Origin of the sequence: Enterobacter sp. SES19 (genome assembly GCF_011765665.1) — a bacterium.
Classification (GTDB): domain Bacteria; phylum Pseudomonadota; class Gammaproteobacteria; order Enterobacterales; family Enterobacteriaceae; genus Enterobacter; species Enterobacter pseudoroggenkampii.
Window position 1 is genome coordinate 4,102,695 of record NZ_CP050320.1, and the last position, 15,328, is coordinate 4,118,022.

A 15,328-nucleotide genomic window follows, 5' to 3' on the forward strand; every position below is an offset into this window, starting at 1 on the left:
AGCCCCATCGCCGACACCAATCAAACGAATTAAGTGTGGATACCGTCTTATGGAGCAAAACCCGCAGTCACAGCTGAAACTTCTTGTCCAACGTGGTAAGGAGCAAGGCTATCTGACCTATGCCGAGGTCAATGACCATCTGCCGGAAGATATCGTCGATTCAGATCAAATCGAAGACATCATCCAAATGATCAATGACATGGGCATTCAGGTGATGGAAGAAGCACCGGATGCCGATGATCTGTTGCTTGCTGAAACCTCCAACAACACTGACGAAGATGCGGAAGAAGCTGCTGCACAGGTACTGTCCAGCGTGGAATCTGAAATCGGGCGTACCACTGACCCGGTCCGCATGTACATGCGCGAAATGGGTACCGTTGAACTGTTGACCCGCGAAGGCGAAATTGACATCGCAAAACGCATCGAAGACGGGATCAACCAGGTTCAGTGCTCTGTTGCCGAGTACCCGGAAGCGATTACCTATCTGCTGGAGCAGTACGATCGCGTTGAAGCGGAAGAAGCGCGCCTGTCTGACCTGATCACCGGTTTTGTCGACCCGAACGCTGAAGAAGATATGGCGCCTACCGCCACTCACGTCGGTTCTGAACTGTCTCAGGAAGAGATGGATGATGACGAAGACGAAGATGAGGAAGAGAGCGACGACGACACCGCGGATGATGACAACAGCATCGACCCGGAGCTGGCGCGTGAGAAGTTTGCCGAGCTGCGTACCCAGTACGAAGTGACGCGTGACACCATCAAAGCGAAAGGCCGCAGCCATGCTGCCGCACAGGAAGAGATCCTGAAACTGTCTGAAGTATTCAAACAGTTCCGCCTGGTGCCAAAACAGTTCGACTACCTGGTAAACAGCATGCGCGTGATGATGGATCGCGTACGTACCCAGGAACGCATCATCATGAAGCTGTGTGTTGAGCAGTGCAAAATGCCGAAGAAGAACTTCATCACCCTCTTCACCGGCAACGAAACCAGCGAAACCTGGTTCAACGCGGCTATCGCGATGAACAAGCCATGGTCTGAAAAACTGCACGACGTGAAGGACGATGTGCATCGCGGCCTGCAGAAACTGCATCAGATTGAAGAAGAAACCGGCCTGACCATCGAGCAGGTTAAAGATATCAACCGTCGTATGTCCATCGGTGAAGCAAAAGCCCGCCGTGCGAAGAAAGAGATGGTTGAAGCGAACTTGCGTCTGGTTATCTCTATCGCCAAGAAATACACCAACCGCGGTCTGCAGTTCCTGGATCTGATTCAGGAAGGCAACATCGGTCTGATGAAAGCGGTAGATAAGTTTGAATACCGTCGTGGTTACAAGTTCTCCACCTACGCAACCTGGTGGATCCGTCAGGCGATCACCCGCTCTATCGCGGATCAGGCGCGCACCATCCGTATTCCGGTGCATATGATTGAGACCATCAACAAGCTCAACCGTATTTCCCGCCAGATGCTGCAGGAGATGGGCCGCGAGCCGACGCCGGAAGAGCTGGCCGAGCGCATGCTGATGCCGGAAGACAAGATCCGTAAAGTGCTGAAGATCGCCAAAGAGCCAATCTCCATGGAAACACCAATCGGTGATGATGAAGATTCGCATCTGGGTGATTTCATCGAGGATACCACCCTCGAGCTGCCGCTGGACTCTGCCACCACCGAGAGCCTGCGTGCCGCAACGCACGACGTCCTGGCCGGCCTGACCGCCCGTGAAGCGAAAGTCCTGCGTATGCGTTTCGGTATTGATATGAACACCGACCACACGCTGGAAGAAGTGGGTAAACAGTTCGACGTTACCCGCGAACGTATCCGTCAGATCGAAGCGAAGGCGCTGCGTAAGCTGCGTCATCCAAGCCGCTCTGAAGTGCTGCGTAGCTTCCTGGACGACTAACCTGTCCTGACCGTGAAAAAGCTCCCTTCGGGGAGCTTTTTTTATTCCCTCTCCCTGTGGGAGAGGGCCAGGGTGAGGGCATCAGGCCGCAGAGGATTAAAGCCCCCGAACCATCAGGGCCTCATCCAGCTCCCGATACGCCTCTACCAGCTTATCCAGCGTCGCCCTGTTGAGCCCGCTTGGATTTGGCAGCACCCACACCTGCGTAACGCCAATCATGATGCTCTGCTTACCCCACTTAGCCCCGCGCTGGCTAAACGCCTGCTCGTAGGCCTGCTTGCCGAGGATCGCCAGCGCGGCCGGCTGATAATCCTCTATCTTCTTGATCAGCTCCCGCCCGCCGCTGCGCAGCTCATGCAGGTTGACCTCACTCGCCTGTACCGTCGGCCGCTCGACCAGCATGGTAATGCCGCAGCGCGTATCCAGCAGATGCTGCTCCTCTTCAGGCTTGAGTAACCTGTCGGTAAACCCGGCCTGGTAGATCACCTTCCAGAAGCGATTCCCCGGATGGGCGAAGTGAAAACCGGTGTGCGCCGAGGACTTGCCCGGGTTAATTCCGCAGAACACCACCCGCAGGCCAGGGGCCAGAATATCGTTGATCATCTTTACTCCCGCTCGATACATCGTCAGGGAAGTATAAAGGATTGATTATGCGTTGTTTATAAAAACAGCAGGCAGGTGTGAATGGCTGGATTGCTGCGGGGAGTTACTTTATAATTCACCGCCACGGCCCCTTAGCTCAGTGGTTAGAGCAGGCGACTCATAATCGCTTGGTCGCTGGTTCAAGTCCAGCAGGGGCCACCAAATTTTAGTTTTAGAATCATATGATTAAGCCACTCACCCACTGAGTGGTTTTTTTATTTCTGCACCCATTGTCCCCTTTTTGTCCCCTTACATTCTCCCTTACCAGGGAATGGCTCACGGCTCAGATACACAAAAAGTGATTTACATGGTCTTCATCAAGTGCAAAGAATGTAAAAAAAAGTCTCAACATCATTTAGAAACCTGCTTACACTGTCTAAAAAACAAGCAGAGTGTTGATGCTAGAGCTTCAGAAGAAAGGCTATAATCCTTACTTTTAGCCATTCAAGAAATTTTACCTCCTGAAGGAACGACTGTGGACGTACTTGAAAAAGGTAAACTACTTTTATTCGTACTTTTTATTATGCCAGGCTTCATCAGCATGAGAGTTTATCGGCTCTTCCATCCAGCCGCAGATAACGACACTTCCAAAATGCTTATTGATGTAGTTTCATACAGTTGCATTAACTATTCCTTTTTGCTGATACCCATTTATTTCATTGAAACAAATAAGATTATCGATTCGCATCCATTTTGGTATTATATTTTTTATCTCTCAGTCCTAGTGATTATTCCTGTTCTTTTACCCATACTCCTGCTGAAGATTCGACAGAACAATCGAATCAGGCAGATACTCCCTCATCCCATGGGGCGTGCCTGGGACTATTTTTTCTCAACGAACCAATGTTGCTGGGTTTTAGTAACACTTAAAAATGGGAAAAAATATGGCGGTTTATATAGCTACAACTCTTTTGCATCAAGCAGGCCTGAACCAGAGCAACTCTACTTAGAAAAACATTGGGCTTTGGATAGCGATGGCGACTTCGATCATGAACTGACCGATACATTAGGCATTATAATATTGACTAATGAAATCGAAAGTGTTGAGTTTATTAAGTTGCAAGTACCTACAACCAGTAATAAAGAGACGAAAAATGTCTGAAGAAAAACCAGTCAACAAACCAGGGTTTGCCAATGACGGCTGGCAACCAGTGAACAAGGGTCACCAACCAACTAGTAGACCAAACCAGCAAAATAACGGGTATCAACCACCAAGCCAAACTCAACAGACACAACAGGTTTCTCCACCACCTAAAAAGCGTTGATTCAACTGCTAGTCATTAGTTAGTCAAATAATTTCAGTCAGCAATGAACCCGGTAATACTACACAGCCCGCAGACCAACTGGTTGAGCGGGCTTTTCAAGTTACCCTTTACTTGTGCGCAGTTAGATCTTCACTACACTCGGCTCATCGGGTCATTGACCCGACCGCAAGGGATTTTTAAATAAATATTTATCTATCGACTAAATTTCCCCTTGTCCCAGCCCTCGCCACGGGCCGTTAAGTCGATTGACGGCGCGGCCGCTATTCCTTCAGCATCATAAAAAAATGCGGACGTTGTAAAGCTGTACACGGTGCCATAAACAGTAAATGAGATATTGTTGCCTATGCCGTCAACTTTCGCGCGGGCGGTGTTCGCTGTAAGCGTGGGCGCGATATGTTGTTTTTCGAGAGCTACCAGCGGATCGCCGTCAATCTTGCTCGCTAAAAAATAACGATACACTTCCCCCGTGGTCATGTTCGAGCCGTCATACTCAGTAATGTATAACCAGGTCCGGGACGTGAGCTGGCGAACTTCATAAAGCCGATCACTAACAGTTAAACGCTGTATATGCTGGAAATAACAGTACCCAGCGATCACGATGGCCATCGTAATTGTAGCCACCCAATGCAACGCCTTAAACGCCCTAATAGTGGTGCTGCTTAACATAGTCTATGCCTTGCTTTATCCAAAATTGGTCCATCGGATCATCACCAAACGGCGGGGCCCCCGTGAAATTCCCCCACTCTGGTCTTGATGTGCCGGCTTTCCACTGCGCCGCGCCGGCGGCAATAAGCAAAATCTTTGCAGGTATGCACGCTGCATAACCCACTGCGCCGTAATGAAAATTCCCGAAGTCAGCGTAAGCCCGTTTTTGTTGTTTGTAATCCCACATCCCGCCGTTTCTTACTCGCTCATAAAACCACGTATACGTAAGCGGGGTAGCCATATCCTGGACTCCGTGACGCGCCCGCGCGAGCCTAATGTTCGCGCAAAATTTCCAGCCCGCGGGGCGGGTAAATCGGTATACATGCCATCGTTATTCCCTTTTGCCTGGCAAAACCAGCAACATAAGAGCAACGGCGCTGCACGGTACTGTTTGAGATCAATCAATCATTTTTATTATTAATATCAATAATTAACGCGTTTTAATCACTCATACCGATAACATAATTTGTATCACCTGCGATCCGGTTTTAGCCGTTTAATGAGGGTTTACCCTCATAAAATGGAGTTTTAAAAATGGCTATTCCAGCTTACATGTGGCTTAAAGACGATGGCGGCAACCTGATCAGGGGGTCTGTAGATGTTCAGGATCGTGAAAGTAGCGTAGAAATTCTCTCTTTTAGTCACGGCTTGCTTGTTCCAACCGATAGCAACACGGGCAAAATCACGGGTACACGCTTACATGCGCCGCTTATGATCGAGAAAGAATTTGATAGCTCCAGCCCGTATCTCTATAAAGCGGTAGCAACCGGCCAGACGCTTAAAAGCGTTGAAATTAAGTGGTACAGAATCAACGACGCGGGGCAAGAGGTCGAGTATTTCAACATGCTGCTTGAGAATGTGCGGGTAGTCAGCATTAACCCAGTTATGCATAACTGCAAAGAGCCAGGTTTACAGATGCATAATCATAATGAGGGCGTACAGCTGCGCTATGAGCGGATCACCTGGAAGTATTGCGATGGGAACGTCCAATATTCAGACGCATGGAACGAGCGTGTAACAGCGTAAAAAAAAGGGGGCGGTTAATCCGCCCTATATTGTTTTTAGTGCCAATTCTCTCGCCCCCTGGGTCTGCCAGCACGTAGCCTCCCTCGATAGCAATACCCCGCTCGATCACCCGGTGCCGGCTCTCCGCACTTCTTATACGTTTGGGGTATTTTAATCATGCTTTATGCTGTTAAGCATTCTCTGGCAGTTATTGCGGCGTACCGCTGCCGCTGCGCGCGTTTTATCGGTCTGGTCTGGCAAATACATCACCTCAAGCCAGCGCGTTGCAGCGCGTCTCCATAGCTCCAAATTTTCGAGTTTCTCGGCTACGCTCACTTTGCACATGACCACCTGAATGAAGCGACATTGCTCAACCCACTAACACTTTTTTAAGGCGTTATTTTTATAAGACAAGCTATGGAATGGGATACATTATTAGTATTGACCTGTGTACTTCTTTGCGGATTGTGGATGATTTTTCATTCAGCAAAAGCTCTTAGAAGTGGGGTCTTCGTCGGCTGGTATAAAGGCACATATGAAAATTACTACATCTACCGATCCGAAACACCTATCTACTTCTACTGGTATAACACTGTGTTTTCGCTGTTCGGCTCCTTTATGATTGGTTTTGGCGATTATCTTTTTTTATAGGCATCATTGGCAGCAAAATGGCAGCAGACCTATTCACTATGCTTTCATATTTGAAATTATTCGATGCAACAACAAATTTAAAAAGTAAAGTATTGTTTTATAAGACTTTAAATTGGGACTCATAATCGCCAGGTTGCTGGTTCAAGTCCAGCAGGAGCCACCAAATTTTAGCTGTAGAATCATATGATTAAGCCACTCGATTGAGTGGCTTTTTTGAGCCGGTGACGCAGTCGCTAACCGTGGTTCAGCGAAGCCGTGCGGACACGTTCAGAGGCACCGGGAGTCGCAATCAGGCGCTCCACGGACTCCATCGTCACGAACGTACAGCTGCAGTCCACATTGGTGCACTGGTGATAGCGCTCTTTGGTATTTTCACTTAGATAGCGACTGGTACGCGCATGCGCTGAATGCTTGCACTTAGGACAATGAAACATGTACCCCTCCACTTGATTCACATTTTGTGAATCAATAATACCCAAAATAAAACCAATAGCAACTGTATTACTCACTATCAACAATAAATTTTTCGTCAGTGGCATTCAGTTCAAGCTTAAGCTGCGTGGTAAATCCGCTATCGTTGAGGGTATGCACCACCTCGCTGATGATCCACGCCTGCTCGTCAATGACGCGTTTAAAACCGTTTACCAATACCGGCGTTTCGGGGTACAGATCGGCTCGCCCCAGCGCCAGTTGGATAGAAAAATTCACGGTACCCCGCTGCAGCGCGCGCCAATTCGCCTCTGCGGCCCTGAGAGCCTGCTCTTCAGAGGCATACACCGTGGTGAGCTCAAATACGTTTTCCGCCGATCCTACCAGCCTCTCTTGCGGCTTCTGCTCCTTGCCTCCTGGTTCTGCAATCGGCACGGCGGCTTCCGGGTGCTGCAGCCCCTCTGTCGCTTGCCCCTCAGGCAGACGATTAATACTCAATTGAGTATTTTGCTGTTTTGGGTCGCGCGTTTGCAGCCATTTGGCCGTCACGCCGGAATAGTTTTCACGATCGGCAACGTAAAAAAGGTGCTTATCGCCGTCCCCACGCTCAATCATCATTAAGGGGATCGGCGTGCCGCTGGCCGTCACGGCGTGCCCCGCTTTCATAAAAATAACCTTGCCGGCTTTGATTGAAACAAAGGCACCATTACGTTCGGCCAGGCGGGTGAGAAACGCAGCATCGGTCTCCTGAGACTGATCGATATGAGAAATAGCAATCGATGAAAGTCCCGCCGCAACGCTGGCAGTTAACTGGTTACGCTGAGCGATAGTATTGACTATCGCGCCGATCGTCGTGTCATGCCACGACTGTTCGCGCCGCACGTTTAGCTTTCCACGAAAATCAGCGCTGCATCCCCGAATGGTCAGCGTGTCCGGCGCGCCCCGAAATTCAATTGTATCGATCGTAAAGTTCCCTTTCGGCTGGAGCGGGGTTCCCTCCCATCCCAGCCATAAGGAGAGCTTTGCCCCCCGGGCCGGCAAGTCTAACAGCCCGTCGGAATCATCCAGTTGAATATCCAGCTGATCGGCTTCCAGTCCACGTTTGTCGATCATGCTCAGACTGATAAGACGATGGCTGAAATTTTGTGTGATATCGCGATCGTCAAGCTTAAGCATAAAATCAGGGGCGATTTTCCCACCCGCCCGGATATTCATTTCCGTAATCATCCCACCAGCCCTCCAATGCTATTACGTGCGCTCGTCACCAGCTCTTCGACCGGGGTTCTCAGATCGCCAAACATCGTCATCAGCGATTCGTCCACGCGTTTCAGTTCCAGCGTAAAATTAATTTTTCGGGCGGTACCGTCACTGTAAAAATCCGAATGCGTATGCGTGACTTTTTCAATGATAAACATGCCGTGAATGATGCCGGTACCGTCTATCAACGGCCATGCCCGCCCCTCATTCGCCATCAGCTCAACCGCCTTGAGGGAAAGCCGCCCTCCCGTGAGCTCAGGGTAAAGCAGTCCGGAGAGGGTAAAAGATGTCTCGCCTTCGCCAAGGTACTGCCAGGCTTTAGGTTTCCCGATCCGATTGTTGGACACCCAGCGATAATCCTTTGTAAACTGCATTGTCTGATAGGGTAAGGTTCGTCGTTCAAAGACAAACAGACCCAGCACCATTAACATTTTCTCTCTCCTCAACCTTACATAAAGCTGGCTTGCTGCCGTCTCGCTTTATCCTGTTCAATGCTATCTATTGTCTCCCGGATTTGACGCGTCAGATCCGTTCCTGAAGCCGTGCCCCCCTGCAGCGTGATGTTGTATTCGCTTTTACTCTGATCGACGTAAGAGCGTCCTCCCGGCACGAGGGTTGGCTGATACCCCAGGCCGACGCCAGAGATCCCCGTGCCCGGAATATAAGCGCTGCCCGCCGGTGAAGATGCCGCTTCTGCTTTTGCCGCAGCGGCGTCGAGATCGCCCGACTCGTTTTTGATAAGACCGAGTTTCTCCAGCAGCCAGCTGGCCTTGCCGCTCAGGCTGTTAAAGAGATCAAGCGGTGCCATTAACGCATCGCCCAGCGCCTGACCAAAAATCACGCCAGCGTTTTTACAGCCATCCAGCGTTTCCTGCGTCGCCTTGATCGGCGTGATTAAGTCGGTGAACCATTGCCAGATACCGCCCAGCTTCTCCGAGATAGCGTCAAATACCGTCATCACTGGTGAGAACAGCGCACCCAGCGGTGCGAAAGCCGTTGAAAGCCCTTCCATCACTCCGCCAAAGAAGGCGCTGATGGGCTCCCAGTATTTGAAAATCAGTAAGGCGCCGGCGGCAATCGCCGCGCCAAGGGCAATCACCGGCCAGCTAAGTGCGCCCAGCACCGTCATGATGGCGCCGCCCACCACGCTGAATACCGTTCCTAACATCCCGGCCGCGGTGATAACCATATTGACGCCCGTCAGAACCGGGCCGAGAACCGTGCCTACGCCACCCAGTACGCCAGCAAACGCCTGCGCGCCGACAACAACGCTGGCGAGGGTCTGCGTCAGCTCAGGGTTGGCATTCACCCAAAGGGAGGCCGTGCCAAGCCAGCCGGTTGCGGTTGTTATCAGGTTACGCAGAGCGCCATCCGCTTTATCAAATACATCAATCTTCAACCCGTTCCACGCGGCCTGGAATCGGTTGATATCGCCGTCAAGATTATCGGTCTGCACGGAAGCCGCGAGCGCGGTACTGCCCTTCGCCCCTTGCAACTGCTGGCGTTTTTCATCAAGCGATCCATCACCCGCGGCGGAAGCCAGCGCCCCCGAGGCTTTTATGGCATCCGGAGACTGAACATGGCGCAACATCGCGCTGAGCGCGTCCCCGGCGGCGGCGCCTTTCATCCCTTTTTCCGCCAGAACGCCCAGCAGCGCGGTGGTCTCTTCAAGCCCCATACCGGCGGCATCCGCAGCGGGCGCTGCAGAGGTGACGGCCGCCACCATCTCAGCGAGGCTGGTATTCGAAGAGGTAAAACCGCGTGTAAGCACATCTGCGATGCGTCCCGCATCCGCATCGGCCAGGCTATACGCGGCCTGCGTGCTGGCGATCATATCGGCCGCGTTAGCCGCGTCGACATTCCCCGCCAGGCTGAGGTTGACCGTTGGCGCGGTGGCCGCAAGCAGCCCATCGGCGTCATAGCCTGAACGAGTAAGTTCGGTTTGTGCCCGAAGGACCGTATCTGCAGGTACTCCGGTCCTGGCACTGACCTCCCGCGCCTGCTGGCGAATCGCCTCAAGCCGGGAATCCCCCTTCGCCAGGCCAAGGTTTGCCTGAATGGCCGACATCTGCTTTTCAACGCTGATGCCTGGCGCCATAAAGCGGGACGTCTGGTCAAAGCCCGCTTTGGCCATGCCCACACCCGCATTCGCAAGCTGGCGCACCCGCGCGGTAACGCGTTTGCCTGACTCGTAGCGATTCTGAACGGTACTCAGCCGCTCCTGCTGCTGGTTGACGCGGGCCAGCGCATCCCGCTGTCGGTTAAGCTGCTGCGTTTTTTCGCTGATGTGAGTTCGTAAACGACGCTCATCCGACGAGAGCGTACGCGTGTTGACTCCCGCCTGGGCAAGTTCAGTGCGCTGCCGCTGTACCGAATAGCGTAAGCTGTTGTACTCAAGCTTAAGGTCGGCCGCCGATTTTCGGGCTGCGGACAGCGCATCAGCCTGTGCCTGGGTAGGGTTTTGCGTGTTTTTAAGCTGCACCGCCAGCGCCGCTGCCTGTTGTTTCGCCTGAGCAAGCGACTGCTCCGTCACGGAGAGCTGGGCGTTTGCTTTCCTGAAGCCGTTAATACGCCCCGCCTGCTCATCAAGCGCCCCCAAAGCCGTCTGCGAATCGTGGATATCGCTTGCGAGAGTGACGCTGGCGTTCTGGAGAGCGTTAAGCGGTCGGGTTGCCCGGTCGACTGCCTTAAGCAGCTCCTGAAGACTGACATTATTACTCATGGTGGTTTCCGCTTCGCTGCAGCGCTTTTTCGCGCCATAAGAGGAGTTCGGTCACGCTAAGGGAGTACAGTTCTGACGGCGGCCAGTGAAAGATCACCGCGATATCCGCCATCAGATCGTCGACCGACAGATTTTCGGGAAATTTCAGCGAGCCGAAGCCGGTGACAAAAAACCGATCACCTTACCGGCAAAAGAGAGCAGATCGCAGGCATCCAGGCGCGCAACCTCATGCTCGGTCAGCGCCGGAGAGGTCATTCGCGGCAGCACCTTAATCAGCGCATCGACGTCAGATTGCGCCAGCGACGCCAGCGATACCCCGCGCAGGGTTCCCGCATTGGGTTTAGAAACCGTCACCTGTTCAATTTTCTGCTCACCGCGCTGAACGGGGCTATCAAGCGTGACGATATGTGGGTTTTCACTTTCGTGCATGGCGGTCTCGTTGATATTTTCCATTTCTTTACTCTTCAGAAAGTTAACTCACCGGCCGGTAATCCCGGCCGGTTAAAGGGTTACAGGCCGATGGCCTTACGGTGTTCTGCCAGACGATCGACGCCGTCGACTTTCAGCACCATGTTGATGATGTCGATCTCGATGATCTCTTTGCCATCAATGGTCAGCTGGTAGTACGCGCACTCGGTGGACATCTTGGTGGTGCCGCTCTCGCCCTGCTTGTTTTCACCGCCATCGAACTCTTTATGACGGCCGCGCATGACGATTTCGACGGCGGAGATTTCGCCGGTATCATCGCGCTGATAAGAGCCGGTAAAGCGCAGCGGCACGCTGTCCGCGCCCGGAGAGGCATACTGCGCCCACAGCGCGGCGTCCGGCAGACCGCCAACGGTCCACTCCAGCGCCAGGGCATCATCGTCCAGACCGAGGTCGACAGAGACCGAGCCTGGCATACCGCCGCCGCGATACTTCTCCAGCTTGCGGGTAAGCTTCGGTAGGGTCACAGACTCAACAACGCCCATATAGCTCAGGCCATCGTTGAACATATTCAGGTATTTAAGTTTGCGTGGTAACGCCATGCTGCAGCTCCTTAGCTATTAACCGAATCAGACAGGTCTGCCAGATAGGTATCGGTGATGCGCTGGCGCAGGGTCAGATTTTCCAGCGGCGGGACAGGGGTGTAGTCGTAATCGATATACAGTTTCCCCGCTTTCAGGGTTGATGCATCGTTAGACTCAGGGTCATACCAGCAGGAGCCGTCGACGATATAGCCGTTGGTTTTCAGCTCGCGGAACTTGGCATTAATACCGGAAACGATGTCGCGGATAAGCGTTGGCGTGATGGGTTTATCCATCGCCCACGCGTGCGCTTCCGCCATGGTATCGGCCAGCACCTGCGCGGTACGGGTGTAGTTTTCAAAGACGAATAACGGATCGTCTGAGCAGGTACGGTTACCCCAGAATTTGAAGCCGTCGTTGCGAATCAGCGTGGTGACGCCCGCCTGGTTAAGCAGGTTCGCATCGGTAGCCTGTTCCTGCAGATCCCAGGAGACAGAGGCGCTTACGCCCGTAACGCCGTTGACGCCAACGTTTGACAGGGTTTTATGCCAGCCGATTGTCTGGTCGATTTTGGCGCGCAGGCCAAGCGCGCGGGCGGTTGCCCAGGCCGTCGTCGTTGCGTTCGTGGTGGTATCCCATGCCAGAAAATCAGGATGGATAACCATCAGCTCGCGCTGGCTGAAGTTTTTGCGGTAGTTGATCGCGTCAGAGATGGTTTTACAGCCCCATGCGCTGACGTAGCCGAACGCGCGCAGGCTCTGGCACATCGCGGCCAGTGCGGTCGCCACTTCCTGAGAATCCAGCCCCGGGACGCCGAGAATACGTGGCTTAACGCCGGTTACCGTTTTCGCAGTCAGAAGCGCCTTCAGGCCGGTATATTTACCGTTTTCATCGGTGGTACCGATGATGTTGGAAACGGTCTGCTTGCGCGCCTCTTCCGGTGTTTCAGCGGTGCCTTCAGCCACGCGAACAACAACGACAACCGGTTTACACTGGTCAGCGATCGCCTGCAGAGAAGCGGACAGCGTCCCCGCCTTACCGGCTTTCGCAATCGCATTTTGCACGTTGGTAATGAGCACGGGCTCGTTTAAAGGAAATGTCTTGTCGTCAGCATCGCTGGCCGTACAGACCATACCGATGATTGCCGTCGAGACGGTGGAAATGGTGCGGGTGCCATCGTTGATTTCGATAACTTCCACGCCGTGGTGATAGTCGCCCATCCGGTTAACTCCTTCGTTTAGTGGTGAGGCTATTGTCTGTGGAGTGCGTGATTGATGCGACGTATTGGGGTTGGGGAAAGGATTACACAACAAACGAAAAACCCTCCGGATGGAGGGTTTGGGTTTAGTCAGGCAATGGCACGATCTTGCTGACTCATATCTCTGTATCTGGTAATGGAGGCCAGTCCGGTTTACTCACGTCAACGCGGTTCAATAACACACGGAATTTTTTCCACTTCTGCAGTTTCGCAGCTTCTTCCTCGGTCGCCATATCCAGCTCAATCGCATCCTGAAGCATGGCAATCGCATTATTTGCCTGTTTTAACAGTTCCAGTTTTTTGCGTTGTGCTTCTACCCGATGCTCCACTGGAGCAAGGGTTATCTTCCCATCATCAAAAATAAACGCGCCACCTAGCGCATTATTTCCAGCATTAGTAAATTCATCAGGCACATTGTCTGGTTCAACTTCCACGACAATCTGATTAATAGGAAAAATAGCGCTAGCATCGTAAGAGAAGTGAATAATTTCTTTTGATTCTGGATTAAAAGATATCTTAAGCGTTTCTTTTGAAAGTCTCTTTAGCCACTGATACCAGTCATTGCCATTCTCATCTTTCAGAAAAATAACATTCATAACTGGAGATTTCGCAATATAATATAGCTCAAGTTCCTCCTGTGAAAGTTTAGCCACTTTCGCAGCAGTATACTCTCCCCATTTGTCTAACGGATTATATTTTTCGAATACACCTGATTGCATTGTCATTAAGCCACCCACGCTGTGTACCAGTTTCCACCGATGTTATATTGAAGGGAGCGATATTGTACCGCTGTGTAATTCGTTTTTTGCTGCACAGCAGTCACTACAGTTCCATTTGGTGCATATGCAAATTCATTATCATTATTGCCGTTTGTAGCAACTCCCGCCGATGCAAGCCTGAGCCCTCCTTGAAGGAAGCTTGCTATAGTCCACGCAGGCGTCGCAAAACCTCCCTGAACCCATGCGGTTGTTGCATAAGGGCTCAAGTCCTGTTTCGGTGGCGGATTGTTAGGTGAATATACGCGCACACCGGGAGTGTCATATAACCCTGCAGCAGATTGAATAAATCCATCACTGCTAATATTGCGATTTGAGTGAATATCAGCGAGCGCACCTAAGTAACCACCTGCAACAACACTTCCGTCAGGAGAGATATTAAGTGACGGGCCACCTCCACCGCGCAAGCGAAGCACTTTATCATCACCAGCGTAAACAAGTCCCGCCTCTTGATTATCAGTTCTAAAGAACCAAAGATGCTTATTGTTTTCGCCACGGATAAAGATTGCATTTTGAGAAAGCTCAGTCGCGCCATTAAATGCTCTTATTGAACCGGGCGTCGTAACTGTTTTACCGCTAGAATCATATTGCACAGTGCTAAAATATCGCCATCCAATGTTAGTACCATCATCTTCGCGAATGGCTAGAACCTGCGTCGAATTTGTGTAGCTTACAAATTGAATTAAAGGTCTGTTAACCCTTCCCCCCTGCGCCGGGCTAGTCGCACAAATAACCTCAATATAATAAAAGTCTTGATTCAGAAACGGCGGGATGTTAGTGCATCCACGCACATCAATAAACAATGACTCCCCTACAACAAATGGGTATGTCGCAAAATCAAGCACTCCGTGGTTACATTCGGATTTAAAATTCCCCTTATATCCCACTGGAATTAATGCCCCTGAAGCATTATCAGCTATATTCCTAAAAGCAGCATCGCCGAGGCTGTTTTTCAGCGTTTTAATATCATCGCTGACCGCCTTCACGGCCTTTGGTGTGGCCGCAAGAGACTCAAACGCGCTGTCGGTTGCGCTACTGAGCTGAACGATACCCTTTTGCGCCGTGGTCGCGTCCTGAGCCGTATATTTTCCGGCTGCAAGATCATATGCCGCCTTGACCGCTTTCGACGTTGCTGCGAGCAACTCAGACGCACTGTCGGTTGCGTTACTGAGCTGTGTAAACCCTTTTTCCTTAGTCGTGGCATCAGGATGCCTGCGTGACGCCTCATGCTCTGCGAGCTTATCGTCGACATAATCCTGGGTTGCCATGACCAGTGAGGTATCTATCGAAAGCTCGATCGAGTCGATATTGCTCACCATAACCACCATACGCACGGTTTGTGCTCGGCCTGACCCCTCGGCCAGCAGTGGCTTATAGCTTTCCGCCATGTTACCGACAGCAATCAGTGTGCCGGTGTCGTCATAGAGTCCCATTTCTCGCACCCAGAAACCACCAGTTTCTGGTGGGATGAGCAATTCCGCGATCACATAATTTTGATTCTTGTTGTCCTGGCTGATTCTGTTCAGTTCATGACGCCAAACCTCATTGACGAGTTTCGTCTGACTGGCATCGGGAACAGGTAATGTCCCCCCACCATCACCCACGGCCATCGTGGTAAAATTCACTTTCTTCTTGTTCGGGACGGTCGCGGCAGCCAGTTTTTCGGCACCGGCTTTGGTGATAACCGTTTTATATTTCACTGTCATAGTGCTCT

The 15,328-nt window shown here is 51.7% G+C and carries 17 protein-coding genes and 1 tRNA gene; 4 read left to right on the top strand and 14 right to left on the bottom strand.

Features of this window, described 5'->3' with window-relative positions; all coding sequences use genetic code 11:
- The first annotated feature begins 49 nt into the window (after positions 1–49).
- Positions 50–1,897 carry an RNA polymerase sigma factor RpoD gene (gene rpoD / locus GXP72_RS19500; RefSeq protein ID WP_023309228.1) on the top strand — a complete coding sequence of 616 codons (1,848 nt, stop codon included), beginning with the start codon at positions 50–52 and terminating at the stop codon, positions 1,895–1,897.
- Positions 1,898–1,993: 96 nt separating this feature from the next.
- Here rpoD and mug read toward each other — a convergent pair whose 3' ends face one another.
- Entirely contained in the window at positions 1,994–2,500 is a 507-nt protein-coding gene (mug, locus tag GXP72_RS19505) for a G/U mismatch-specific DNA glycosylase (protein WP_024906471.1), read from the bottom strand.
- Between the two features lie 125 nt (positions 2,501–2,625).
- Here mug and GXP72_RS19510 point away from each other — a divergent pair.
- Positions 2,626–2,701, top strand: a tRNA-Ile gene (locus GXP72_RS19510).
- A 313-nt stretch (positions 2,702–3,014) separates the two neighbouring features.
- The gene (locus GXP72_RS19515; RefSeq protein ID WP_024906456.1) at positions 3,015–3,641 is read left to right on the top strand and encodes a DUF6338 family protein; all 627 of its coding nucleotides are present in this window, start codon (positions 3,015–3,017) and stop codon (positions 3,639–3,641) included.
- Positions 3,642–3,996: 355 nt separating this feature from the next.
- Here the strand turns inward: GXP72_RS19515 and GXP72_RS19520 are convergent, their stop codons facing one another.
- Both GXP72_RS19520 and GXP72_RS19525 read right to left on the bottom strand, forming a co-directional pair.
- Positions 3,997–4,470 carry a hypothetical protein gene (locus GXP72_RS19520; protein ID WP_208763267.1) on the bottom strand — a complete coding sequence of 158 codons (474 nt, stop codon included), beginning with the start codon at positions 4,468–4,470 and terminating at the stop codon, positions 3,997–3,999.
- Complete coding sequence (locus GXP72_RS19525; RefSeq protein ID WP_244319929.1) at positions 4,448–4,750, bottom strand: polymorphic toxin type 44 domain-containing protein; 303 nt, start codon at positions 4,748–4,750, stop codon at positions 4,448–4,450. Before GXP72_RS19525 ends, GXP72_RS19520 begins: the two co-directional genes overlap by 23 nt.
- A 293-nt stretch (positions 4,751–5,043) precedes the next feature.
- Here GXP72_RS19525 and GXP72_RS19530 point away from each other — a divergent pair, with 293 nt between their 5' ends.
- On the top strand, positions 5,044–5,535 hold the full coding sequence (locus GXP72_RS19530) for an Hcp family type VI secretion system effector (RefSeq protein ID WP_024906453.1): 492 nt from the start codon (positions 5,044–5,046) through the stop codon (positions 5,533–5,535).
- A 150-nt stretch (positions 5,536–5,685) separates the two neighbouring features.
- Here the strand turns inward: GXP72_RS19530 and GXP72_RS19535 are convergent, their stop codons facing one another.
- The 11 genes from GXP72_RS19535 to GXP72_RS22750 form a co-directional block, all read right to left on the bottom strand.
- Positions 5,686–5,859, bottom strand: coding sequence for a PerC family transcriptional regulator (locus tag GXP72_RS19535; protein ID WP_081112021.1), 174 nt, complete (start codon positions 5,857–5,859; stop codon positions 5,686–5,688).
- A gap of 539 nt (positions 5,860–6,398) precedes the next feature.
- A complete protein-coding gene (locus GXP72_RS19545; RefSeq protein ID WP_029741756.1) occupies positions 6,399–6,599 on the bottom strand; it encodes an ogr/Delta-like zinc finger family protein in 201 nt (66 codons plus the stop codon).
- Between the two features lie 67 nt (positions 6,600–6,666).
- The gene (locus GXP72_RS19550; protein ID WP_208763268.1) at positions 6,667–7,821 is read right to left on the bottom strand and encodes a phage late control D family protein; all 1,155 of its coding nucleotides are present in this window, start codon (positions 7,819–7,821) and stop codon (positions 6,667–6,669) included.
- Complete coding sequence (locus GXP72_RS19555) at positions 7,818–8,282, bottom strand: phage tail protein (RefSeq protein ID WP_208763269.1); 465 nt, start codon at positions 8,280–8,282, stop codon at positions 7,818–7,820. Before GXP72_RS19555 ends, GXP72_RS19550 begins: the two co-directional genes overlap by 4 nt.
- 17 nt (positions 8,283–8,299) lie before the next feature.
- Positions 8,300–10,573: a phage tail tape measure protein gene (locus GXP72_RS19560; protein ID WP_208763270.1), complete on the bottom strand. Its 2,274-nt coding sequence runs from the start codon at positions 10,571–10,573 to the stop codon at positions 8,300–8,302.
- The gene (locus tag GXP72_RS19565) at positions 10,566–10,685 is read right to left on the bottom strand and encodes a GpE family phage tail protein (RefSeq protein ID WP_023616176.1); all 120 of its coding nucleotides are present in this window, start codon (positions 10,683–10,685) and stop codon (positions 10,566–10,568) included. Before GXP72_RS19565 ends, GXP72_RS19560 begins: the two co-directional genes overlap by 8 nt.
- Positions 10,686–10,717: 32 nt before the next feature.
- Entirely contained in the window at positions 10,718–11,026 is a 309-nt protein-coding gene (locus GXP72_RS19570; protein ID WP_024906448.1) for a phage tail assembly protein, read from the bottom strand.
- Positions 11,027–11,082: 56 nt separating this feature from the next.
- On the bottom strand, positions 11,083–11,601 hold the full coding sequence (locus GXP72_RS19575) for a phage major tail tube protein (RefSeq protein WP_023309235.1): 519 nt from the start codon (positions 11,599–11,601) through the stop codon (positions 11,083–11,085).
- Positions 11,602–11,612: 11 nt separating this feature from the next.
- Positions 11,613–12,800, bottom strand: coding sequence for a phage tail sheath protein (locus GXP72_RS19580; RefSeq protein ID WP_090418752.1), 1,188 nt, complete (start codon positions 12,798–12,800; stop codon positions 11,613–11,615).
- A gap of 154 nt (positions 12,801–12,954) precedes the next feature.
- On the bottom strand, positions 12,955–13,563 hold the full coding sequence (locus GXP72_RS19585) for a tail fiber assembly protein (protein ID WP_244319930.1): 609 nt from the start codon (positions 13,561–13,563) through the stop codon (positions 12,955–12,957).
- Positions 13,563–15,320 carry a phage tail protein gene (locus tag GXP72_RS22750; protein ID WP_244319931.1) on the bottom strand — a complete coding sequence of 586 codons (1,758 nt, stop codon included), beginning with the start codon at positions 15,318–15,320 and terminating at the stop codon, positions 13,563–13,565. Before GXP72_RS22750 ends, GXP72_RS19585 begins: the two co-directional genes overlap by 1 nt.
- Positions 15,321–15,328 lie beyond the last annotated feature (8 nt).